Source organism: Thiohalocapsa sp. ML1 (assembly GCF_001469165.1).
Taxonomy (GTDB): domain Bacteria; phylum Pseudomonadota; class Gammaproteobacteria; order Chromatiales; family Chromatiaceae; genus Thiohalocapsa.
Map to the genome: position 1 here is coordinate 196017 of NZ_JABX01000004.1, position 21018 is coordinate 217034.

Annotated in this window: 17 protein-coding genes; 9 read left to right on the forward strand and 8 right to left on the reverse strand. The window is 66.9% G+C overall.

Features of this window, described 5'->3' with window-relative positions; translation table 11 throughout:
* Nucleotides 1-50: 50 nt before the first annotated feature.
* A complete protein-coding gene (locus tag ML01_RS04140) occupies nt 51-2552 on the forward strand; it encodes a glycogen/starch/alpha-glucan phosphorylase (protein WP_058554159.1) in 2502 nt (833 codons plus the stop codon).
* Nucleotides 2553-2760: 208 nt separating this feature from the next.
* Nucleotides 2761-3201 carry a hypothetical protein gene (locus tag ML01_RS04145; RefSeq protein ID WP_058554131.1) on the forward strand — a complete coding sequence of 147 codons (441 nt, stop codon included), beginning with the start codon at nt 2761-2763 and terminating at the stop codon, nt 3199-3201.
* A 361-nt stretch (nt 3202-3562) separates the two neighbouring features.
* Here ML01_RS04145 and ML01_RS04150 read toward each other — a convergent pair whose 3' ends face one another.
* The 7 genes from ML01_RS04150 to ML01_RS30980 all read right to left on the reverse strand — a co-directional run bounded on the left by ML01_RS04150 (nt 3563) and on the right by ML01_RS30980 (nt 10522).
* Nucleotides 3563-4222: a hypothetical protein gene (locus tag ML01_RS04150; RefSeq protein WP_058554132.1), complete on the reverse strand. Its 660-nt coding sequence runs from the start codon at nt 4220-4222 to the stop codon at nt 3563-3565.
* A 262-nt stretch (nt 4223-4484) separates the two neighbouring features.
* Nucleotides 4485-5567 (reverse strand): phosphate ABC transporter substrate-binding protein PstS, encoded by a 1083-nt coding sequence (gene pstS / locus ML01_RS04155; RefSeq protein ID WP_058554133.1) that lies wholly within the window; start codon nt 5565-5567, stop codon nt 4485-4487.
* A gap of 87 nt (nt 5568-5654) precedes the next feature.
* Nucleotides 5655-6473, reverse strand: a complete 819-nt coding sequence (gene pstB / locus ML01_RS04160) for a phosphate ABC transporter ATP-binding protein PstB (RefSeq protein WP_216819105.1) — start codon at nt 6471-6473, stop codon at nt 5655-5657.
* A gap of 44 nt (nt 6474-6517) precedes the next feature.
* Nucleotides 6518-7432: a phosphate ABC transporter permease PstA gene (gene pstA / locus ML01_RS04165; RefSeq protein ID WP_058554134.1), complete on the reverse strand. Its 915-nt coding sequence runs from the start codon at nt 7430-7432 to the stop codon at nt 6518-6520.
* Entirely contained in the window at nt 7429-8406 is a 978-nt protein-coding gene (pstC, locus tag ML01_RS04170) for a phosphate ABC transporter permease subunit PstC (RefSeq protein WP_058554135.1), read from the reverse strand. Before pstC ends, pstA begins: the two co-directional genes overlap by 4 nt.
* A 336-nt stretch (nt 8407-8742) precedes the next feature.
* Nucleotides 8743-9837 carry a phosphate ABC transporter substrate-binding protein PstS gene (gene pstS / locus ML01_RS04175; protein WP_058554136.1) on the reverse strand — a complete coding sequence of 365 codons (1095 nt, stop codon included), beginning with the start codon at nt 9835-9837 and terminating at the stop codon, nt 8743-8745.
* A gap of 553 nt (nt 9838-10390) precedes the next feature.
* On the reverse strand, nt 10391-10522 hold the full coding sequence (locus ML01_RS30980; protein WP_256363613.1) for a hypothetical protein: 132 nt from the start codon (nt 10520-10522) through the stop codon (nt 10391-10393).
* A gap of 274 nt (nt 10523-10796) precedes the next feature.
* On the opposite strand from ML01_RS30980, the gene pstS (ML01_RS04180) reads away from it, so the two are divergent.
* The 4 genes from pstS (ML01_RS04180) (at nt 10797) to ML01_RS04195 (ending at nt 16248) form a co-directional block, all read left to right on the forward strand.
* Complete coding sequence (gene pstS / locus ML01_RS04180) at nt 10797-11891, forward strand: phosphate ABC transporter substrate-binding protein PstS (protein ID WP_216819102.1); 1095 nt, start codon at nt 10797-10799, stop codon at nt 11889-11891.
* Nucleotides 11888-15403 (forward strand): transcription-repair coupling factor, encoded by a 3516-nt coding sequence (gene mfd, locus ML01_RS04185; protein ID WP_254045131.1) that lies wholly within the window; start codon nt 11888-11890, stop codon nt 15401-15403. The genes pstS (ML01_RS04180) and mfd overlap by 4 nt, the downstream gene beginning before the upstream one ends.
* Before the next feature lie 90 nt (nt 15404-15493).
* Nucleotides 15494-15760, forward strand: coding sequence for a hypothetical protein (locus ML01_RS04190; protein ID WP_058554139.1), 267 nt, complete (start codon nt 15494-15496; stop codon nt 15758-15760).
* Nucleotides 15757-16248 (forward strand): hypothetical protein, encoded by a 492-nt coding sequence (locus ML01_RS04195; protein ID WP_058554140.1) that lies wholly within the window; start codon nt 15757-15759, stop codon nt 16246-16248. Before ML01_RS04190 ends, ML01_RS04195 begins: the two co-directional genes overlap by 4 nt.
* 35 nt (nt 16249-16283) lie before the next feature.
* Here ML01_RS04195 and ML01_RS04200 read toward each other — a convergent pair whose 3' ends face one another.
* Nucleotides 16284-17735 (reverse strand): peptidoglycan-binding domain-containing protein, encoded by a 1452-nt coding sequence (locus ML01_RS04200; protein ID WP_058554141.1) that lies wholly within the window; start codon nt 17733-17735, stop codon nt 16284-16286.
* A gap of 91 nt (nt 17736-17826) precedes the next feature.
* On the opposite strand from ML01_RS04200, the gene ML01_RS04205 reads away from it, so the two are divergent.
* The 3 genes from ML01_RS04205 to ML01_RS04215 form a co-directional block, all read left to right on the forward strand.
* Nucleotides 17827-18489 carry a hypothetical protein gene (locus ML01_RS04205; RefSeq protein WP_058554142.1) on the forward strand — a complete coding sequence of 221 codons (663 nt, stop codon included), beginning with the start codon at nt 17827-17829 and terminating at the stop codon, nt 18487-18489.
* Between the two features lie 127 nt (nt 18490-18616).
* Complete coding sequence (locus tag ML01_RS04210) at nt 18617-20440, forward strand: IS1634 family transposase (protein ID WP_058554143.1); 1824 nt, start codon at nt 18617-18619, stop codon at nt 20438-20440.
* A gap of 170 nt (nt 20441-20610) precedes the next feature.
* Nucleotides 20611-21018, forward strand: a 408-nt coding sequence (locus ML01_RS04215; RefSeq protein ID WP_058554144.1) for a hypothetical protein, incomplete at its 3' end; no start/stop codon positions are given.

Below are 21018 nucleotides of genomic sequence, written 5' to 3' on the forward strand. Positions count from 1 at the left end.
CCTTGGCCCTTGGCCCTTGACCAGCCGCCCCTTTGCGCGAGAACGAGCACATGAACGATACCGCCGAGCCCGAAACAGCCGAGCCCGACAACGCATTGCATCAGACCCGCACCGGTCTCGATAGGGACCACCTGAAGCGCGCCTTCCTGGACAACCTGTTTTACCTGCAAGGCCGCTTCTTGGAGGTCGCGACCACCAACGACCTCTACCAGGCCGCCGCCTACACGGTTCGCGACCGCATGCTGGAGCGCTGGATCAAGACGGCGCAGACCTACAAGAAGACCAACGCTCGCACGGTGTGCTACCTGTCCGCGGAATTCCTGCTCGGACCGCATCTGGTCAACAATCTGGTCAATCTCGGCATCCTGGAGGCCGCTTGCGAGGCTGGCGCGGAGCTTGGGCTCGACTTCGACGCCATCGTCGAGGCCGAAGAGGAACCGGGCCTCGGCAACGGCGGTCTGGGCCGGCTCGCGGCCTGCTACATGGACTCGCTCGCGACCTTGCAGATCCCGGCCATCGGCTACGGCATCCGCTACGAATTCGGCATCTTCGACCAGGTCATTGTCGACGGCTGGCAGACCGAGCGCGGCGACACCTGGCTTCGCACCGGCAATCCGTGGGAGATCCCGCGGCCGAAGCTCGCCTTCCCGGTGGGCTTCGGCGGCCACACCGAGCACTACACCGACACCCAAGGGGCGCTGCGCACGCGCTGGGTGCCGAGCCTGGTGGTCAACGGCGTCGCCTACGACACGCCCATCATGGGCTACGGCGTCGGCAACGTGAATCTGCTGCGGCTGTGGAAGTCCGAGGCGCCCGAGTCCTTCGACTTCCAGGCCTTCAACGTCGGCGACTACTACGGCGCCGTGCACGAAAAGATGGAGGCGGAGACCATCTCCAAGGTGCTCTACCCCAACGACGAGCCCGTCGCCGGCAAGGAGCTGCGCCTCAAGCAGCAGTATTTCTTCGTCTCCTGCTCCCTGCAGGACATGCTCAGGCTGCAGCTCGGCATCGCCTGGGATCTGGACAGCTTCCACGAGAAGTTCGCCATCCAGCTCAACGACACCCATCCATCGCTCGCCGTCGCCGAGCTGATGCGGCTCCTGATGGACGAGCAGCTCATGGACTGGGACCAGGCCTGGCACATCACCACCAACGCCTGCCACTTCACCAACCACACGCTGCTGCCGGAGGCGCTGGAGACCTGGTCCGTGGAGCTCTTCGAGCGCCTGCTGCCGCGGCACCTGGAGATCATCTACGAGATCAACCGGCGCTTTCTGGACCAGGTCCGCGTGCACTTCTTCGGCGACGAGGCCCGCGTCGCGCGCATGTCGCTCATCGACGAGGGCGGCGGGCGCCGCGTGCGCATGGCGAATCTGGCGGCGGTGGGCAGCAAGGCCATCAACGGCGTGGCGGCCCTGCACACGGAACTGCTGAAGAACACGGTGATGCGGGACTTCTACGAGATGTGGCCGGAGAAGTTCCACAACGTCACCAACGGCGTCACGCCAAGGCGCTTCGTCGCCGTCAGCAACCCCAGGCTGGCGGCGCTGATCACCGAGACCTGCGGCGACGACCGCTGGCTCTCCGACCTGACCTGCCTCAAGCAACTCGAGGAGCAGGCCGAGGATCATGCCCTGCAGACCGCTTGGCGCGAGGTCAAGACGGCGGCAAAACAGGACCTGGCCAATTGGCTCGGCAAGCACGCGGGCTTCACGCCGGACCCCGAGACGCTGTTCGATGTGCAGGCCAAGCGCATCCACGAGTACAAGCGCCAGCACCTGAACCTGCTGCACATCGTCTGGCTCTACGAGCAGATCAAGCAGAGCCCGAACGTCGAGCTGACGCCGCGCACCTTCATCTTCGGCGGCAAGGCGGCACCTGGCTATTTCATGGCCAAGCTCATCATCAAGCTCGTGAACGCCATCGGCGAGGTGGTGAACAACGACCCGCAGGTGAACGGCTGGCTGCGCGTGCTCTTCATGCCCGACTTCAACGTCAAGAACGGCCAGCGACTTTACCCGGCGGCGGACCTGTCAGAGCAGATCTCCATGGCCGGCAAAGAGGCCTCGGGCACGGGCAACATGAAGTTCTCGATGAACGGTGCGCTGACCATCGGCACGCTCGACGGCGCCAACGTCGAGATCCGCGACGAGGTGGGCCACGACAACTTCTTTCTGTTCGGCATGACGGCGCCGGAGGCGCAGCAGCGCCAGGCGGAAGGCTATCGGCCCTGGGAGGTCTACCACGGCAACCACGCGCTCAAGTCCGCGGTGGACCTGATCGCGTCCGGGCTTTTCAGCCATGGCGACACCGAGCTGTTCCGCCCGCTGACGGACAACCTGATTCACTCGGACCCGTTCATGGTCTTAGCGGACTTCCAGAGCTATGTCGACTGCCAGCACGAGGTGGACCGCGCCTACCGCGCCCCGCACCACTGGCATCGCATGTCCATCCTGAACACGGCGCGCATGGGCAAGTTCTCGTCGGACCGCTCCATCCAGGACTACGTGGACAAGATCTGGCACGCCGCCCCACTGCCCATCGACCTCTAACGCCGCGGCGCGCGCCATCTGCCGGCAGGTGCCGTGGGGCGCGTGTTTCCATCCGCCAATCAGCTCATCCCTGTGCCCGGGTCAGCGCACAGGCGGGCTCGCCGGCTCATAGGCCGGAACGCGCCGGTTTGTCGGTGGCCCGCGGCTGTTCGCGAGCGGGCCGGCGCGGTAAAATTGCGGCTGTAACATAACCGTAACAATCGCCCGCATGGATCTCGCCGAGGCCATCAAACAGCTCGTCCCGCTGCAGCTACGCATCCCCAAGCCACAGAAGCCCTTCGAGCTCGGCACCCACTACGCGGCCGAGGTCTTTCTGGCCGACACCGCCCACGGCCGGGCCGTCGTCTGGATCGAGCCCTTCTGGTGCGATAAGCCGGATGCGCCGCTCGTACACATCACCTACGCGACCCCGGTCCGCCACGGCGAGGAGGAGCGCTGGGTAGACAACGACCCACGCTTCGGCCCGCGCTGCATCGCCTACCAGAAACCCGTGGTCATCGAGCGCCTGCGCCGGGACTCCCCGGCTTGGCAGGACTACAAGGCCTGGCAGGCGTGGCGCGCCATGAAAGGCAAGGTCTGCGGCCGACGCGCCGCCTGGCAGCGGGTGGAGCAGGAACTGCCCGAGCTCGGCCTGCGCCGGCTGACCTGAGCGGCACAAAGGGCCGAGGGCCTAGGGCCAAGGGGCCAAGGAGGTCTGCCTCGGCACTCGGCCCGTTTGCCTTCAAGCGCCTCGTCGCCATGAAGCTTGACTCATCGATAAGCATTTGACCCGTCAAGCAATCTAGCGAGGCTTCGCCTCCGACCGACGAGTCGTGCTCACGCTATCGAAATCGCTATCGAAATCGGGATATCGGGATCGGGATCGGTTGGCACTTGGTGCGATTTCGATTTCGAGCCCGAGCCCGAGCCCGAGCCCGAGCCCGAGCCCGACGCATCTGGCGAGCCCGACGCCCCTACAACGCCGCCGGGCGACTCCGGAGGCGTCGCCAGTCGGTTGCGTCACAACCTCGTCAGCGCAGCAAGCGATCCTTCTCCTTGCCGTCGACCAGCAGCGCCGACAGGCGCTTCACATACTTCGGGCGGTTCAGCAGCATCTGCAAGCTGTGCTTGCGGGTCGCCTTCACGGCGCTGGAGGGGTCGAAGTAGGCCTTGGCGTTGTCGACGCTGAGTACGAAGGGCGGCTCCCCCTCGCGCGCGAGCATCCAGCTCATGAGCAATGCACCGGTGCGATGGTTGCCCTCGATATAGAGCTGGGGCTCGCTCAGCACATGAACGTAGGCACCGGCGGCCCGCCGCCGGACGGATTCCGCGGCATGCAGCCGGACCCATTCGGCGAGGGACTCGAAGCTGCCATCGCCCTTGGCGTAGAAGCGCTCCTCCGTGGCGGCGAGCGCCGCGGCGCACTCCGCCCGGAGCAGCCGGTCGCTGCCGCAGATGACCAGAAAGTTGAGCTCCAGCAACGCCCGCGAGCTGCCGAGCGCAAACGGATCAATGCGCTCCGCGAGCAGGCCATCCACCTGCCGGTAGCCCGCCACCATGTGCTCGATGACGAGCTCCGACAGCGGATCGCGGCGCGTCTCCAATTGGCTGTTGATGTGCTCGAAGTCGCGCTGGACGGCTCGCAGCGACGCCTCGATGACCGGCAGATTCAAACGTCGCGGCTTCGCCATGACCTCAGCGCAAGAGCGGCCCGGCGGGGCGAAGCCCGCTGTTGGTATTGGAGGGGACCAGCGCGGGCGGGTGGCCCGCGGCGGTGTGAATGGATTGCCGCACGGCGCCAACTGCGTGCAGGTGCGTCGAGCTCCAGAATGTCAAAGGACCGAGGGCCAAGCGAGCCGTCCTCGGCCCTCGGCCCCCGGCCCTTGTTTCAACGGCGACGCGAGCGGGTCGCGGAGCACCGCGCCGCCCTTGTCGGTCTGAGCCTCCGCCTCGCTAGTAAACGGCTTCGACCTTGGCCCGGGCCATCTCGACCATGTCTTCGGGCAGCGGAATATAGCCCATCTCCTCGGCAATGGGCTGGCCGTCGGCGAGCCCCCAGAGCACGGCGCCCTTGAGCGCCTCGCGCTTGGCCGCGTCCGGATACGACTGGTACAGCAAGAGCCAAGTGTAACCGACAATGGGATAGGCGCCGTCGCCGGGTGGGTCGGGGACGAACACACGCAGATCATCCGGGACCTCCTGTGCCGATGCGAGGGCCGCCGTGCCGGACTCTGGCGTCGGCGCCACCAGCTCGCCCGCCTTGTTCTCGATCATCGCCATGGGCAGGCCCAAGCGCTTCGCGAACTGGTACTCCATGTAACCGATGCTACCGGTGCTGATCTTCACCCGCTGCGCAACGCCCTCGTTGTAGTTGACCTTCATCGTGTTGCCCGGCCAGTCGAGCTGCTTGGCCACGCCCGCAACGTCGCGCCAGGCCGGAAAGGCCGCGGCCAAGTGGCTGGTCATGATGAAGGTCGTGCCGCTGCTGTCGCGCCGCACCACCGGCGTCACGGTCTTGCTGGGCAGCGTCACGCCCGGATTCGCCGCAGCGATAATCGGGTCGTTCCAGGACTTGATGGTGCCGGTGAAGATGCCTTGCACCGCCGCGCGCGAGAGCTTGAGCTCATCAACCCCCGGCAGGTTGTACGCCAGCGCGACGATGCCACCGGTGGTGGGCACCATCACGGCGCCGCGCTCGCCGACCTGCGCGAGATCCTTATCCGACAGCGCCGCATCGCTGGCGCCGAAGTCTACGTCGGCGCCGTCGAAGACCTTGCCGTCCGGGTCCTTCCCGGCCAGAAACAGCGCGGTGCCCTTGCCGCTGCCGACGCCGGCATACTCAAACCGCACACCGGGCGCCTGCTCAGCGTAGGCGCTGATCCATTCTTCGTACAACGGCTGCGGGAAGGTGGCGCCAGCGCCGCGGATCACCAGGTCGCCCTCGGCGCTGTCGGCGCTGTCGGCGCCTTCGGCGGCAGACACTGCGAGCAGCGCAAATGCGGCGGCCGCGCACGCAACGGATCGAACGCTCTGCATGACCTTCTCCTCGGTTCGTGGACCTCTAGGGCACAGGCGCGGGGGCACGCGTGCCGCGGGAACGCGCGCGGGCAAGTCGAGCCCCGATCAACTGAACTCGCCGGCCACGTATTCCTTGGTCAGCTTCTGCTGCGGGTCTTCAAACACCTGCTTGGTCGGGCCCATCTCCACCAGGTAACCGGTGCGCCCGCCTTGGGAGATGTCCACCGAGAAGAAGGCCGTGGTGTCGCCGACGCGGGTCGCCTGCTGCATGTTGTGGGTAACCAGGGCCACCGTGAAGCGCTCGCGCAGTTCCAGCATCAGCTCCTCCACCTGGCGCGTGGCGATGGGGTCGAGCGCCGAGCAGGGCTCGTCCATCAGCAGCACATCGGGCTCGGTGGCGATGGCGCGCGCAATGCACAAGCGCTGCTGCTGCCCACCGGACAGGCTCAGGCCGCTGTTCTTGAGCTTGTCCTTGACCTCCTTCCACAGCGCCGCACGCTCCAGCGCCTTCTGCACCTTCTCGTCGTAGTTGCCTTTGAACTTGTTCAGCCGCAGGCCGAAGGCGACGTTATCGTAGATGCTCATCGAGAACGGGTTCGGCTGCTGGAACACCATGCCGATATAGCGGCGCACCACTACCGGGTCCACGCCCTTCGCGTAGATGTCCTGGCCGTGATAGTTCACCGTGCCCTCGAAGCGGAAGATCGGGATCAGATCATTCATCCGGTTCAGGCTGCGCAGCACCGTGGACTTGCCGCAGCCGGACGGACCGATGAACGCGGTGATCTTGTTCTTCTCGATGGGTACGAAACTGTCACGTACAGCCAGAAAGCTGCCGTAGAAGATCTTCTTGACGTTGCAGTCGATCACGGTCGAGCCCTGAGTGACGTAGGGCTCCGCGATGAAATCGGACACGCTGGTCATGTCGCTTGCGGGGGCGTTCATGCCGGTTACCTCGGTGACGAAAGTTAGGCCTTGGGCTGACCGACGAGGCGAGCCAGGATGTTGAAGACGAGGACGATCAGCACCAGCACCAGCGACGCGGTCCAGGCCAGCTCGATCTGGTTCTCGAACGGCATGCCGGAGAAGTTGTAGATCAGGATGGACAGTGACGCGGTGGGGTTATTCACCGGCGCCAGCGACTCCAGGAAGTAGTTACTGAAGAGCGCCGTAAAGAGCAATGGCGCCGACTCACCGGCGGCCCCGGCGATGGCGAGCATCACGCCGGTCAGGATGCCGGGGAGACCCGTCGGCAGCACCACCTTCCAGATCACCTGCGTGCGCGTGCAGCCCATGCCGAAGGCCGCGTCCTTCATGCGCTGCGGCACCTGCGCGATGGCCTCCTCCGCGGCCAGCACCACCGTCGGCAGCATCAGCACCGCCAGCGCCAAGCCGCCGGCCCAGGGCGAGTAACCGAAGTTGATGACGAGCACCGCGTAGACAAAAACGCCGGCCAGGATGGACGGGAAGCCGGTCAGCACCTTGGCGAGGAACCGCGAATAGGTCGCGAGCTGGCTGGTCCGGCCGAGGATGGCGAGGTAGATCGCCGCCATGATGCCGAAGGGCACCGAGATGACGGTCGCGATGGCGACCATCACCAGGGTGCCGACGATCGCCGGTCCGATGCCGCCGCCCATCTCGAAGCCGGCCGGCGGCAGCGCCGTCAGCACCTCGACGATGTCGCTGCCGAACAGCCGCGAGCCGCCCTGCATCAGCAGCATGATGATCACCGAGATGAGCGGAATGGCCGCAAGAATTGCGATGATCCACGTGATACCGGTCAGGATGTTGTTCTTGATGGCGCGCCCTTCCCACGCCTGGCGCTGCAGGTTGGGCCGAACGAAGGCCGGCGCGGCCGGCGCGGTGAGATCGATGTCGGTCATGCCTTACCCTCGAACTTGCGCACCGTGTACTGCTGCACGGCGAGGCCGGCGACATTGACGATGAAGGTGATCAGGAGCAGCACCAGGGCCGCGTACATCAGCGCCTGCACCTCGATGCCACCCGCCTCCGGGAAGCTCGATGCCAGCAGCGACGCCAGCGTGTTGGCCGGTGCGAACAGCGACAGGTTGATCTGATTGGCGTTGCCGATCAGCATCGCGAGCGCCATGGTCTCGCCGAGCGCACGGCCGAAGCCCAGCACCAGCGCCGCCAGAATGCCGCTGGAGGCCGTCGGCAGCATGACCTTCAAGATGGCTTCCCACTTGGTCGTGCCCATGCCGTAAGCGGCCTCCTTGACCTTGTACGGAATGCGGCGGAAGGCATCGACGGAGATGGCAGCGACCGTCGGCAGGATCATGATGGCGAGCACCAGCGCCGCCGGGGCCATGCCCGGGCCGCTGAGATCGGTACTGAAGAACGGCACCCAGCCGAAGTGCTGATGCAGCCATTCGGCGCCCGGGCGGATCATGGGAATCAGCACGTAGATGCCCCAAAGGCCGTAGACCACAGACGGGATCGCCGCCAGCAGCTCGACGATGGTGCGAAACACCACGGCGAGCTTGGCGTGAATGAAGTCCTGGGTCAGGAAGATGGCGATGGAGATACCGAACACGCCACCTAGCAGCAGCGCCAGCAGGGAGCTGTAGAGCGTGCCCCAGATCTCGGGCAGGACGCCGAAAACCCCTTTATTGACGTCCCAGGTGGTCCCGTACCAGAAGCCCAGGCCGTACTTAGAGATGGCCGGCATCGCTTCCTTGCCGAGCTCCCACAGGATCAGGGCCGTCAGCACCACGATCAGGGCGGCGCAGACATACGCGATGCCGCGGAACACGGAGTCGGTGGTGAGCTCGCCGCCGCTCGGCGGTCGCGTGATCGTGCCGGACGATCCCGCTCGTTCAAACGGATTGGTCGCCATGTGCTGTACCTGGGCGATTGGCTATCAGGGGGTTGCTGTGGTCGATCTGGGGAGCGAGCGCATCGTGCCGCTCCCGCGGCAGCTTAGCAGGCGTGGGGCGCCTCCCGGGCGCGGTTTGTCAGTGCGGTGGGCCGGTCGCCTGTGGCAGTCCGGGCTGCGAGTCTCGCCGCCAAGCGCAGGCTGCATCCGGATCTGGTCTTGCCAGCGGATGAGCCGAGCTTGCTTCGCGACGCCTTGCCGTTGCCCTGTCCACGCCGGAGATGCCAAGCCCCGGACCGGCGCGACGAAGCCTCGGCTCTGTCGCACCCGTCCGGGTCGGTCACCTGAGGTAAAGTCTTACTTGATGACCTTCAGGGCTTCCTGCACCTTGGCGATCACGTCCGCCGGCAACGGGATGTAGCCGAAACTGTCGGCCTGGCCCTGCGCGGCATCGCTCGTCAGGTACGCGATCATGTCCTGCACCGCCTTCAGCTTGGCCGCTTCGTACTCCGTGTAGAGCAACAGCCAGGTCATGGACGCGATCGGGTAGGCGTTGTCGCCGGCCGGATCGTTCACGAAGGCACGCAGGTCCGGGGCGCCGCCGGGCAGCGTGTTCTGCGGGAACTCGGCGCTGGCGACGGCGTCGGCACCAGACGCGGGGCCCGGCGCAACGAAGTTGCCGGCCTTGTTCTCGAGCAGCGCGACCTGCGCGTGACCCGTCAGCTTCGCGAAGCCGTACTCGACGTAGCCGATGGTGCCCTTGTTCTGCTTGATCTGCGCCATCACGCCGTCGTTCTTCGGCGCCTTGATGAAGTTGTCCTGGCCGGGCCAGTTCGGGGACTTGGACTGGCCGACCTTGTCCTTGAACAGCGGGCTGATCTCGGCCAGGTGGCCGGTGAAGACGTAGCTGGTGCCCGAGGAGTCGGAGCGCACGACGACGGTGATCTTGCTGTCCGGCAGCTCGACGCCCGGGTTGGCGGCGGCGATCTTCGGATCGTTCCAATTGGTGATCTCGCCGGCGAAGATGGCCGGGTAGACGTCACGCGGCAGCCTAAGCTCCTTCACGCCTTCCAGGTTGAAGGCCAGCACCACTTCACCCGCCGTCATCGGCAGCAGCACAACGTCCTTGCCCTGCTTCTCCTTCACCACCGCGATCTCCTCGTCGCTCATGGCCGCGTCGGAGCCCGCGAAGTCCACGGCACCCTCCTGCAGGTCCTTGATGCCGGCGCCGCTCCCCTTGGACTGGTAGTCAACGCGGACGCCGTCCGGGTTGAACTCCTTCTTGACCGCCTTGTCCTGCGAGAACTGCTTGAACCAGGCGGCGTAGATCGGAGCCGGGAAGCTCGCGCCGGACCCGTTCAGCTTCTCGGCGGCTTGGGCCGCACCGCTTAGGGTCAGCGCCGCGACGCAGCCGGCGATTGCCGCGGACTTGAGGAAACTCGTGTACATCATGGCTCTGTGCTCCATCTGTCGTGGTGAGCAGGTTTGGCTCCGGGGCTGGAGCGCGCCGCTCATTCTGGAGCGTCAATCAGGCGTTTTCGTGAATTTTTGATGACGGGATCGGCCTTAGCGCACATGCGCTTTGACCGACGGCGCCCCGGTTTCACGCCTGACGCAAGCCCGCTCCCGCCCGCCGGCGAGCCGAGATCAGGGGCCGAGCGGACAGCAAGCGCAACGCGGCTCAAGGTACTGGGACGCGCCCCGCCACGGCAACCGGGGTCGCGATGGGCGCGGAGGATGACTGTCAGGCAGAGGGATGCGTGCCGTGGGACGGCGTCGCCTCGGCCTGCGGAGCAACATGCTTCGCGGTCAGGAAGCGGCGACCGCGACCGGCTCTGCGGAGAAACCGCGCCTTGAAGTCAGCAAACGACGATTGAGACCGGCACCGCGGCGCCGGCTCGCGCAGATGCAGAAGATGCGCCGACCAGGGAGCACCGCAATCGCGGCGTCACAACGCTCGGCACCAGCAGACCCGCGCCGCATCGCCGCGGCGCGGGCCGGCGGGTCAGCCCTTCTTGCCAGTGAACCCCTTGAAGAGGTTCGTCACTTTGTCCTGGGCGTCTTTTGCCCACGGCGGCTGCGGCAGGTTCCAGCCGACGACGATACCCACCACAACCCCGAACAAGAAAATCACCATCACGGTCTCCTAAATTGGTTGGCAAACATACGGCCGAGGCCATTATGCGCGCGTCCAGCGTCGGCGCGCGACCGGTAGGCGCTCGCTTCGGGCAGGCAGCGGCGTCCCCGGCGCTGCCGGTGTCTCTACCGCCGCAGCGTAAGGCGCAACCGGCCTGTGCGACAATTGCGCCCCCGCAACCAGCCCGCTCGACGCCCATGCGGCCGGGCCAATGCGCTTCGCTGTAACGGCCCCCAGCGGCCCTGATCCTCATCATCGAATGCCCGAGCCCATCGTGACCCAGCGTCAACTGATCCGAATGCCAGTCCGCATGCCGGCGGCCATCCTCCTCGCCTGCCTCGCCACGGCGGCACCCGCCGCAGAGCCCGCGCTCAGCGGCGCAGGCGCCATCTTCCCGTTTCCGCTGTACGCGACCTGGCTCAAGCAACTCGCCCGCGATCCCGACGTTCGCTCCGCATGGAACAGCACCGGCGCGCGCATCGACTATCGGGCGACCAGCACCGACGCAGGCGTGCAGGCCCTGATCGAAGGCGACGTCGATTTCGCAGCGTCCGATCGTTCCATCGACAACGCGGAGATGGCCAAGGTGACGCGCGGCGTCGTCGCGCTGCCGATGACCGCCGGCAGCGTCGTGCTCGCCTACAACCTGCCCGGCGTCACGGACCTGCGCCTGCCGCGCACCATCTATCCGGCCATCTTCGCCGGCAGGATCACCCGCTGGGACGACCCCGCCATTGCTGCGGCCAACCCGGATGTGACCCTGCCCGCGCTCGACATCACCGTCGGCGTGCGCGCCGATGCGGCCCGCGCCACCGACGTGCTAACGGCGCATCTCAGCGCCGTCGACGCCCAGTTCAAGCGCGACATCGGCCGCGCCAAGGCGCCGGCCTGGCCGGAGCAGCCGAGCTTCATGCGCGCGGCGATGAACGACGGCGTCGCCGCCGCCATCGCGCAGACGCCAGGGGCCATCGGCTATTTGGATTACGGCTACGCCAAGCTCGCCGGCGTCAGCGCACTCGCGCGGCTCGAGAACAAGGCCGGGCAGTTTGTCGCCCCTAGCGTCGTCGCCGGCGCCGCGAGCCTGGCCGAGGTGTCCTTCCCGGAGGCCAAGCTGCCGAGCGGCGCCGCAGATCTGCGCGCCCAGGACTACGACCCGGCAGGCGACGCCGCCTATCCCATCACCGCCATGACCTGGATGCTGTTCTATGCCAAGGGCTACGGCGGCGAGCGCCACGCCGCCGTGCGCGACCTGATCGACTACGCCACCAGCGACGCCGCGCAGCAGCAGGCCGCGGACCTGGGCTACGTGCCCCTGCCGGAGCGCGTGCTGACGCTGAGCCGGGCGGCCGCCGGGGTCATCGCAGAATGAGCCAAAGCGCGTCGTCCATGCTGCCGCCGGCGGAGCTTGCCGCCGTTGCCTCCCCCCTCGCCCCCCCGCTGCCCGCCGCCACCGGCGAGCGCCTGCTGTGGGGCCGGCTCTACGGCGCGGCCGCGGCGCTCGCCATCGCCAACGCGGCGACCCGAGCCAACCGACCCATCCTCGCCGCCGTGCCGGACATGCCGGCGGCGGAGCGCCTGCGCGAGGCGCTCGGCTTCTTTCTGGATGGCGCCGACTGCCCGGTGCTGACCTTCCCGGACTGGGAGACGCTGCCCTACGACGTCTTCTCCCCGCTGCCGGAACTGGTCTCCGAGCGGCTCCTGACCCTGCACCGGCTGCCGGCGCTGACCCGCGGCGTGCTGGTGGTGCCGGTGGCAACGCTGTTGCAGCGCCTGCCGCCGCGGAGCTTCATCGACGGCCATGCGCTGGTGCTCGGCGTCGGCGACCGGCTGGACCTGGACGCCACCCGCGCGCGGCTGACCCGCTCCGGCTACCAAACCGTGTCCCAGGTCATCGCCCACGGCGAGCTCGCCGTGCGCGGCGCGCTGCTCGATGTGTTCCCGATGGGCAGCCAGTTGCCGCTGCGCATTGATCTATTCGACGACGAGATCGAGTCCATCCGCACCTTCGACCCGGACAGCCAGCGCTCGCTGGAGAAGCTGACGGAGGTACGCATGCTGCCGGCACGCGAATACCCCACCGACGAGGAGGGCATCGCCGGCTTCCGCCAGCGCTGGCGCGCGACCATCGACGCGGACCCCAAGGCCAGCATCATCTACCGCGAGGTGTCCGAGGGCCGCATGCCGGGCGGCATCGAGTACTACCTGCCGCTCTTTTTCGACGAGACGGCGACGCTGTTCGACTACCTGCCGGACGCGACGCTGGCCTTCGAGCACGCCGAGGTGAGCGACGCCGCCGACGATGCGCTGGCCCGCATCGAAGAGCGTTATGAACAGCGCCGCCACGATGCTGAGCGCCCGCTGCTGCCGCCCGCGCGCCTGTACTTAAGCCGCGACGACCTGGCCGCGCGCCTGAACGACCGCGCCGGCGTCTGCTGGCAGTCCGCGGAGGTGCCGTCGCGCCGCAAGGGCTACGGGGCCGTGCACAACTTCGACACCGCCACGCCGCCGGCGCTGTCCATCCAGGCCCGCGCCGAGCAGCCGGCGGCGGCGCTCAAGGCCTTCCTTGATCCGCCGGGCCGGCGCACGCTGCTCATCGCCGAGAGCACCGGCCGGCGCGAGCTGCTGCTGGAGGCGCTCGCGGGCTTCCGCATCCAGCCCAAGCCCGTGTCGGGCTGGCAGGATTTTCTGACCGCAGACATGCCCGTCGCTATCACCGTCGCCCCGCTGGAGCAGCCACTGGTGCTGCCGGCCGGCGCGGACGAGCTTGCGATCATCACCGAGACGCAGCTCTACGGCGAGCGCGTGCGCCAGGAGCGCCGACGCAAGACCAAAGCCCGCGAAGGCGAGGCCGTGGTGCGCAACCTCACCGAGCTGCACGAGGGCGCGCCGGTGGTGCACGAGGAGCACGGCGTCGGGCGCTTTCTAGGGCTCCAAACCATCGCGGTGGGCGGCCAGAAGGCCGAGTTCCTGGCGCTGGAATACGCGAAGGGCGACAAGCTCTACGTGCCGGTCAGCTCGCTGCACCTGATCTCGCGCTACACCGGCGCCGCGCCCGAGAACGCCCCGCTGCACCGCCTCGGCAGCGACCTGTGGGACAAGGTCAAGCGCAAGGCCGCGCAGAAAGCCTACGACGTCGCCGCGGAGCTGCTCGACATCTATGCCCGGCGCGCGGCGCGCGAGGGCATCGCCTTCCCGGACCCGGGGGCGGAGTACATCGAGTTCGCCGGCGCCTTCGAGTTCGAGGAGACGCCGGACCAGCAGCGCGCCATCGACGCCATCATGCAGGACATGGCCGACCCCAAGCCCATGGACCGCGTCGTCTGCGGCGATGTCGGCTTCGGCAAGACCGAGGTCGCCATGCGCGCCGCCTTCGTCGCCGTCAGCGGCGGGCGCCAAGTGGCCGTGCTGGTGCCCACCACCCTGCTCGCCCAGCAGCACTACCAGAACTTCGCCGACCGCTTCGCGGACTGGCCCGTGAAGGTCGAGAGCCTGTCGCGTTTTCGCAATCCGAAGGAGACCAAGGCGGTCATGGACGGGCTGGCCAACGGCACCGTGGACATCGTCGTCGGCACCCACAAGCTGCTCCAGGGCAGCACCCGGTTCAAGAACCTAGGCCTCGCCATCATCGACGAGGAGCACCGCTTCGGCGTCCGCCACAAGGAGCAGCTCAAGAACCTGCGCGCCGAGGTGGACGTGCTCACGCTCACCGCCACGCCGATCCCGCGCACGCTGAACATGGCCATGTCGGGCATGCGGGACCTGTCGATCATCGCCACGCCGCCGGTGGAGCGCCACCCGATCAAGACCTTCGTCACGCCCTGGAACGACGTGCTCATCCAAGAGGCCTGCCAGCGCGAGATCGCCCGCGGCGGCCAGGTGTACTTCCTGCACAACGAGGTCGAGACCATCGAGAACATGGCGCAGAAGGTCGAGGCCCTGGTGCCGAGCGCTCGGGTGGAATTCGCCCACGGCCAAATGCGCGAGAAGGAGCTGGAGCGCGTGATGCGGGACTTCTACCACCGCCGCTTCAACGTGCTCGTGTGCACCACCATCGTCGAATCCGGCATCGACGTGCCGAGCGCCAACACCATCGTCATCAACCGGGCCGACAAGCTGGGCTTGGCCCAATTGCATCAGCTCCGCGGTCGCGTCGGGCGCTCCCATCACCGCGCCTATGCGTACTTGATCACCCCGCCGCCCAAGACCATGACCGAGGACGCCAAAAAGCGCCTGGAGGCCATCGAGTCGCTGGAGGACCTGGGCGCCGGCTTCACGCTGGCCACGCATGATCTCGAAATCCGCGGCGCCGGCGAGCTATTGGGCGAGGAGCAATCCGGCCAGATCCACGAGATCGGCTTCACGCTCTACATGGATCTCTTAGAGCGCGCCGTCCAAGCCCTCAAGGCCGGCAAGACCCCGGAGCTCGACCGCCCGCTCGACCACGGCGCCGAGATCGACTTGGGCCTGCCGGCGCTGCTGCCCGACGACTACCTGCCCGATGTCCACACCCGGCTTGTCACCTACAAGCGCATCGCCAGCGCCGCCGACCCCGGCGAGCTGAAGGACCTGCAAGTCGAGATGATCGACCGCTTCGGTCTATTGCCCGAGCCCACCAAGAACCTCTTCGCCATCACCGCCCTCAAGCTCAAGGTGCAGCCGCTCGGCATCAGAAAGCTCGAAGCCGGCCCTAAAGGCGGGCGCATCCTATTCGGCGAGCAACCCAACATCGACCACATGAAGCTCATTGCGCTCATTCAATCGCGCCCCAAGGATTACAAGCTCGACCAAGCCGCCGGCGCACTGCGGTTCAACATGGACATGGCCGACCCGGCCAAGCGGATTGCGCAGGTGGAGACGGTGGTGGGGAAGTTGGCGGGGTGAGCGCCCACCGGCACCCGACCGGGCACTTGCTCCGGCTTGCCCGAAGCGCGAGCATGACCCTCAGGGCACCAGAGCGCCGAGACCGCCACCATGAACCTGACGCTGAACATCCCGGATCCGCTGCTGAGACAACTCGAAGCCGTCTGCGACGACGTGCCCCGTGCCGTGCTGGAGGGCTTTGCCGCCGATGCCTATCGGACCAGCACCTTGTCCCGCGCCGAGGTCGGACAGCTCTTGGAGCACGCATCCGCTTGGCAGACGGAAGCATTTCTCTCGGCCCGCGATGCATGGCCCGCCCCAACCTTCGACGAGGTCGCGGCGGATCTGTCCGCGCTGCGTGAAATCCCGCACCCGTGACCGTCGTCAGCGACACATCGGTTCTGCGCTATCTCGTCACCCTTGGCCAAGCCGAGCTTCTGCCACGACGCTTCGGCAAGCTGCTGCTATCGCCCGAGGTCGCCGACGAATGCCGCCATGCTTCGTCCCCGGCGGCACTGCGGAGCTTCATCGACAGCGCTCCCGCCTGGCTCGATATCGAGTCCGCCCCGTTGCTCGCCGTTCCCGGCCTGGAACGCCTCGATCGCGGCGAATCCGCTGCCATCCGCCTCGCCCTTCACCGCAAAGCCGACCTGCTGCTGATCGACGAGCGCATCGGCCGGAGCGTCGCGGCGAGCGCCGGACTGCGCGTCAGCGGCACCCTGGGCGTGCTCGCCGATGCCGCCGAGCGCGGCTGGCTCGACTTCGACCTGCACGTCCAGCGCCTGCTGGCCGAAACCAACTTTCGCGTTTCGCCGCAGGTGATCGAAGCCGTGCGCGGCCTGCTGCAAAACAGCGCCACCGAGTGAGGCTCCTCCGACGACGCCTCGGATGCCCAACCGGATCATGTCCGACCAGACGACCCCCCGGCCGGGTTCATCCGCATGGCTCGCAACGCCGTCGCTGCATCTGCCTGCAAATGCGCGAGCGTCCGTCCGGGGTCGAGTACCCCACTGCGCTCCGGACCCGGGGATGCCGCCAGCCGCTCGATAGTCTGCTCCGCGTTGGGATGTCCCGTCGCCGCGATCGCTCTTAGGATGTATCCGCGCATCAGCCAATCCGCAGTGCCCCAGCTGCGTTCGAGGTACGGCAGTCCATCGGGTTTGCCGATCTCGCCCAAGGCGACGGCGGCCCGCTCGCGCAGACCCAGGCTGGACTCGGTGCTCGCAACCAATTCTCCAAGTGCCCGCACGGCCCGCGCGTCACGCGCTCTGGCCAATGCAGCAACTGCGACGGCCCGCACCCGCGGGTCTGGATCGGCTACCGCGGCACCAAGGGCATCCGCGGCATCTGGGGATTCGAGCCCCGACAGCGCTTGGACGATGGCAAGCCGATATTTCGGGTCGCGTGTTCGAGCAAGGCGTCGCACGAGGCCGGCCGCATCACCGCAAGCCCGCAAGCGTTCCAGAACACGGGCGCGCCGCGACCGATGCCGAATCGCCAGAGTTGTTGCCACCACCGCAATGCACGCCACGAACACCGAGCCCAGCGCCGTCGGCAGCGCTGTCCGAGTCGGCCGAAGACTATCCACTGCAGCTCCGGTATCCGCGGAAGTCTCGGGCTGTCTGCCCGGCAGGCGTCCGGCAGCCGCCGGTGCAAGGCGCGGCGCGGCGAAAGCGCCCGAGTCGCCAGCAGACCGCGATCCCGATAACGACATGTCCCGCGTTGCGGGGACTACCGATTCCGTGATGTGTTGCCCGGTGACCCCACCCACCCTGGCGGATGGCGCCGCAGTCTCATGCTGGTCTATGTCCGCGGCATCGATTATCTCCTGCGCGTCTGAACGGTGATGCGCCGCACCCTCATTCTCCGGAGACTTCAGCCCGCGCATTGGCCCGGGAGTCGCCTGCATCACCTGCGCCCGGGCGATCCCGACCTCCGTTTCCAACGCCTCGATCGTATCGGGATCGGCGCGGCCGGTGACCGGCAGCCCGTGATCTGACTGGAACCGCCGCAACGCCGCCGGCACCGCTGAACGGCGCTCGGCGTCGGTGGAGCCCGAGTAGTCGGCATATCCCAACGCATCGAGCGCATCAGTCGCGCGCGAACGCGTTACTTCCAACCGCTTCAGGGTACCGTCGTCGACACGCCTCGTCGTAACCAAACCATGATCCGCTTGGTAGGCCTGCAACGCGTCGAGGGTTTTGCGGCCGATCAGGCCGTCCACAGGCCCTGGGTCGTAGCCCTGCGTCGCGAGCAGATCTTGGGCACGCTCGGTGTTTGCCGACAACGCAGCAGCCTCGGCGACCAGCACGACCAACGTCCCCAGCAACGCGCCTGCGATGTGTTTAACCATCAATCCCCCGATTCTCGGTTGCGCGAATGTCTCTTCGGCGCTTACGATTTTCCCTGATACCTAGGATTCGCACCGACGTGGAAATCGCACGATGTTGGCCGGCCAACGGAATTTTGCCAGAACACTCGAACTGCGCGACGCGAGCAGCTCAATGCTCGATGCCGGCAGACTGGGCGGGGCCCTCGCACTTTACCTCGCCGAATACGACGCATTCTCAACGCGATCACTTTACGAGTGGCGATTGGCCCACTCGCTCGTGACGAGCACCACAGATCCGGAGCTCCGTTGGCCGCAGCATTGGCCGGACGACCTGCTGGCGCGCGACTCCGGCGGTACGCTGTGCTTCATCGTTTCCCAACTTCTCGGCGTCGACATCTCCCCGCCACCGGTCTTGCACGCGGCCCGGTCGCTGACACCCAAACAACGGCTGCTGCTGGCGATCGCCTGGATCCTGCGTCCGGACTGCGCCTGTTTGAGCAGCGCAGAGATCCGGCGGCCCCTCGCCGAGCAGCTTGCGAGCAATCCGGATACCCATGCCAAACTCCTGCTCGCCGCGGCCTGCTGCGATGACTCGGAGCTGATCACTACGTTACGGCCCCGATGGGAACGGCGCGGCATCCTGCGCCCCACGGCGGAAGAGCTTGTGCTCTCCGGCCTCGATCATGCACTCCTCGCCGAGATTGCACTCGCGTCCCTGCCGACCATCCTGGCCAGGGTTTCGGACATTAACCCATATTTAACCTGGCCCCATTGATATTCGCCGTTTCTGGCGGGTAAGTGCCCGATTCCTTTGTACACAGGTGCCTCGGCAGGCGAAGTAGTGCCATAACATTCAAAGGGGCCGGTTGCCTTGCGGCGTGCCGTGGTCTAGCGTTTGGGGCATGTATATCCGCCGCACCCACACGCGCAACACCGCCACGGGCGAGCGCTACTACACGTATCGATTGGTGCGCTCGCAGCGCGTGGGGGGGAAGGTCCGGCAAGTCACGTTGTTGAACCTGGGCCGGCATTTCGCGATACCGCAGGCGGATTGGCCAACGTTGTGCGCGCGCCTGGAGGAGATCCTCAGCGGCCAAGAGGTCCTGCTCGGCGGCTGCGGCTCGCTGCTGATCGAGCGCGAGGCGCAACGCCTGGCGGCGCAGTTGTTGGCGCGCGCGCAGGCGCCGAGCGCCGAGCCGGCGCCGGGCGCGCAGCCGAGCGCCGAGGTGCACAGCGTCGAGATCGATTCCCTGACGCTCGCGCGCCCGCGCACCGTGGGGGTGGAGGCGCTCGGGCTGTGGGCGATGGCGCAGGTGGACTTCGTCGCCCTGCTGGAGCGGTTGGGACTGACCGGGCCGCAACGCGCCGCCGTCGTGGGCGTGATCGTGGGGCGCATGGCCGCGCCGGGCTCGGAGCTGGCCACGCAACGGTGGTTGTGCGAGCGCAGTGCCTTGGGCGAGCTGCTCGATGTGGACTTCGAGGCCATGAGCCTCATGCAGCTCTACCGGGCCGGCGATGTGCTCATGCGCCATCGCGCGGCGCTGGAGAAGGCCGTGTTCGCCCGCGTGAGCGAGCTGTTCGGGCTCGACTGGACGGTGACGCTGTATGACTTGACCAATACCTACTTCGAGGGCGAGGCGCCGAGCAACCGCAAGGCCCGACGCGGCCACTCCAAGGAGAAACGCAGCGACTGTCCGCTGCTGACCTTGGGGCTGGTGCTCGACGGCAGCGGCTTCGTGCGCCGCTCGCAGGTGTTCGACGGCAACGTGGTCGAAGGCGACACCTTGGAGGAGATGCTGCGGGGGTTGGGGGCGCCGGCGGGGGCCTTGGTGGTGATGGATCGCGGTATCGCCACCGAAGAGAATGTCGCGTGGCTGGGCGCGCAGGGCTACCGCTATCTGGTGGTCAGCCGCGAGCGCCGACGCCAATTCGACGCGAGCGACGCAATGGATCTGCTCACGGCCGGCGGTGAGCGTGTCGCCGTGCAGCGGGTCGAGGATACCGATGCCGGGGAGGTGCGCCTGTACTGTTACTCCGAGTCGCGCGCACGCAAAGAGGAAGGCATCAGCGCGCGGTTCGCCCAGCGCTTCGAGGCGGCGCTGCAAGCCATGCACGAGGGCCTGAGCCGCCCGCGCACCACCAAGAAGATCGACAAGCTCTGGGAGCGCATCGGCCGGCTGAAGGAGAAGAGCCATGGCGCCGGACAGCACTACCACATCGAGATCGTCGCCGACGCCGGCGGCGAGACGGCGCAGGCGATCCGCTGGGAGCGCCGGCCCGTAGCGGGGACCATGGACACCCATCCCGGGGTCTACTGCCTGCGCACCAATGAGCGCGGCTGGGACGGCGAGCAACTGTGGCGGACCTACATCATGCTCACCGACCTCGAGGCGGTGTTCCGCTCGTTCAAATCGGAGCTGGGACTGCGCCCGATCTTCCACCACAAGGAAGCGCGCGCCGACGGGCACCTGTTCATCACCGTGCTCGCCTATCAGCTCGTGCAGCTGATCCGTCGGCGCCTGTCCGTGCAGGGTATCCACGAAAGCTGGAAGCGCCTGCGCGAGACCCTCAACGGCCAGGTACGCGTGACCGCGACCTTCCGCCGCCCCGACGGCCGCGCACTGCATGTGCGCAAGACCACGCAGGCCGAGCGCGAGCAGTACCGCATCTACCAGGCCCTTGGCATCGACCCCAGTCCGGGCGGAGTACGCAAGATGCTCGTCTGAGTCGCCGAACATGAAGAATCTCGCGCTTGTAGTGCCACTCGCTGATTTTCTTCAAAGCAACTCTATGAACTGGAAGGGATTGCGGGCATACCAGTTAAACTTGGGTTAACACTCGGCTCGGGCTTCTGGAACGCGGCCTTTCGCACGTCGTCGAACGCTACGCCGGCGAGGTGAGCCGCGAGCGCGACGTGATTCTTCTCATCCTCAACGCCAGCCGGCATTTGCTGTCGCTGACGCTCGACCACATCCAAAGACAACGGACGCTGATGGTGCGACTGGGAGCCCTCGGGGCGCTCGGGACCTTCGAGGCCAGTTGGGGGCGTGCGCTTAGTGACGAGTACGGAAGACTCTGGCGCCCAACGGGCTGCGCCTTCCCAAATCCGGAGTGGCTGTTGTATGCCCTTCAGCGCATCGGCTCCCTGGAGCAGGAGCGGCATCTTCTCCGCACCGCGCACATGGACGGAGCAGCGCCTTGGGTCCAACTGGCCAAGCGCGCGGTGGTCGATGATGCAAGTCCAGCCCAACTCGTCGACGACTGGAGGCTCCTGTACGAGCGCGACAGCGACGATGAGCGGGTT

Bases quoted from the DNA above. Each gene is read 5' to 3' on its own strand.
- ML01_RS04140 (WP_058554159.1), top strand. From the start codon at position 51: ATGAACGATACCGCCGAGCCCGAAACAGCCGAGCCCGACAACGCATTG.
- ML01_RS04145 (WP_058554131.1), top strand. From the start codon at position 2,761: ATGGATCTCGCCGAGGCCATCAAACAGCTCGTCCCGCTGCAGCTACGC.
- ML01_RS04150 (WP_058554132.1), bottom strand. From the start codon at position 4,222: ATGGCGAAGCCGCGACGTTTGAATCTGCCGGTCATCGAGGCGTCGCTG.
- pstS (WP_058554133.1), bottom strand. From the start codon at position 5,567: ATGCAGAGCGTTCGATCCGTTGCGTGCGCGGCCGCCGCATTTGCGCTG.
- pstB (WP_216819105.1), bottom strand. From the start codon at position 6,473: ATGACCAGCGTGTCCGATTTCATCGCGGAGCCCTACGTCACTCAGGGC.
- pstA (WP_058554134.1), bottom strand. From the start codon at position 7,432: ATGACCGACATCGATCTCACCGCGCCGGCCGCGCCGGCCTTCGTTCGG.
- pstC (WP_058554135.1), bottom strand. From the start codon at position 8,406: ATGGCGACCAATCCGTTTGAACGAGCGGGATCGTCCGGCACGATCACG.
- pstS (WP_058554136.1), bottom strand. From the start codon at position 9,837: ATGATGTACACGAGTTTCCTCAAGTCCGCGGCAATCGCCGGCTGCGTC.
- ML01_RS30980 (WP_256363613.1), bottom strand. From the start codon at position 10,522: ATGGTGATTTTCTTGTTCGGGGTTGTGGTGGGTATCGTCGTCGGCTGG.
- mfd (WP_254045131.1), top strand. From the start codon at position 11,888: ATGAGCCAAAGCGCGTCGTCCATGCTGCCGCCGGCGGAGCTTGCCGCC.
- ML01_RS04190 (WP_058554139.1), top strand. From the start codon at position 15,494: ATGAACCTGACGCTGAACATCCCGGATCCGCTGCTGAGACAACTCGAA.
- ML01_RS04200 (WP_058554141.1), bottom strand. From the start codon at position 17,735: ATGGTTAAACACATCGCAGGCGCGTTGCTGGGGACGTTGGTCGTGCTG.
- ML01_RS04205 (WP_058554142.1), top strand. From the start codon at position 17,827: ATGTTGGCCGGCCAACGGAATTTTGCCAGAACACTCGAACTGCGCGAC.
- ML01_RS04210 (WP_058554143.1), top strand. From the start codon at position 18,617: ATGTATATCCGCCGCACCCACACGCGCAACACCGCCACGGGCGAGCGC.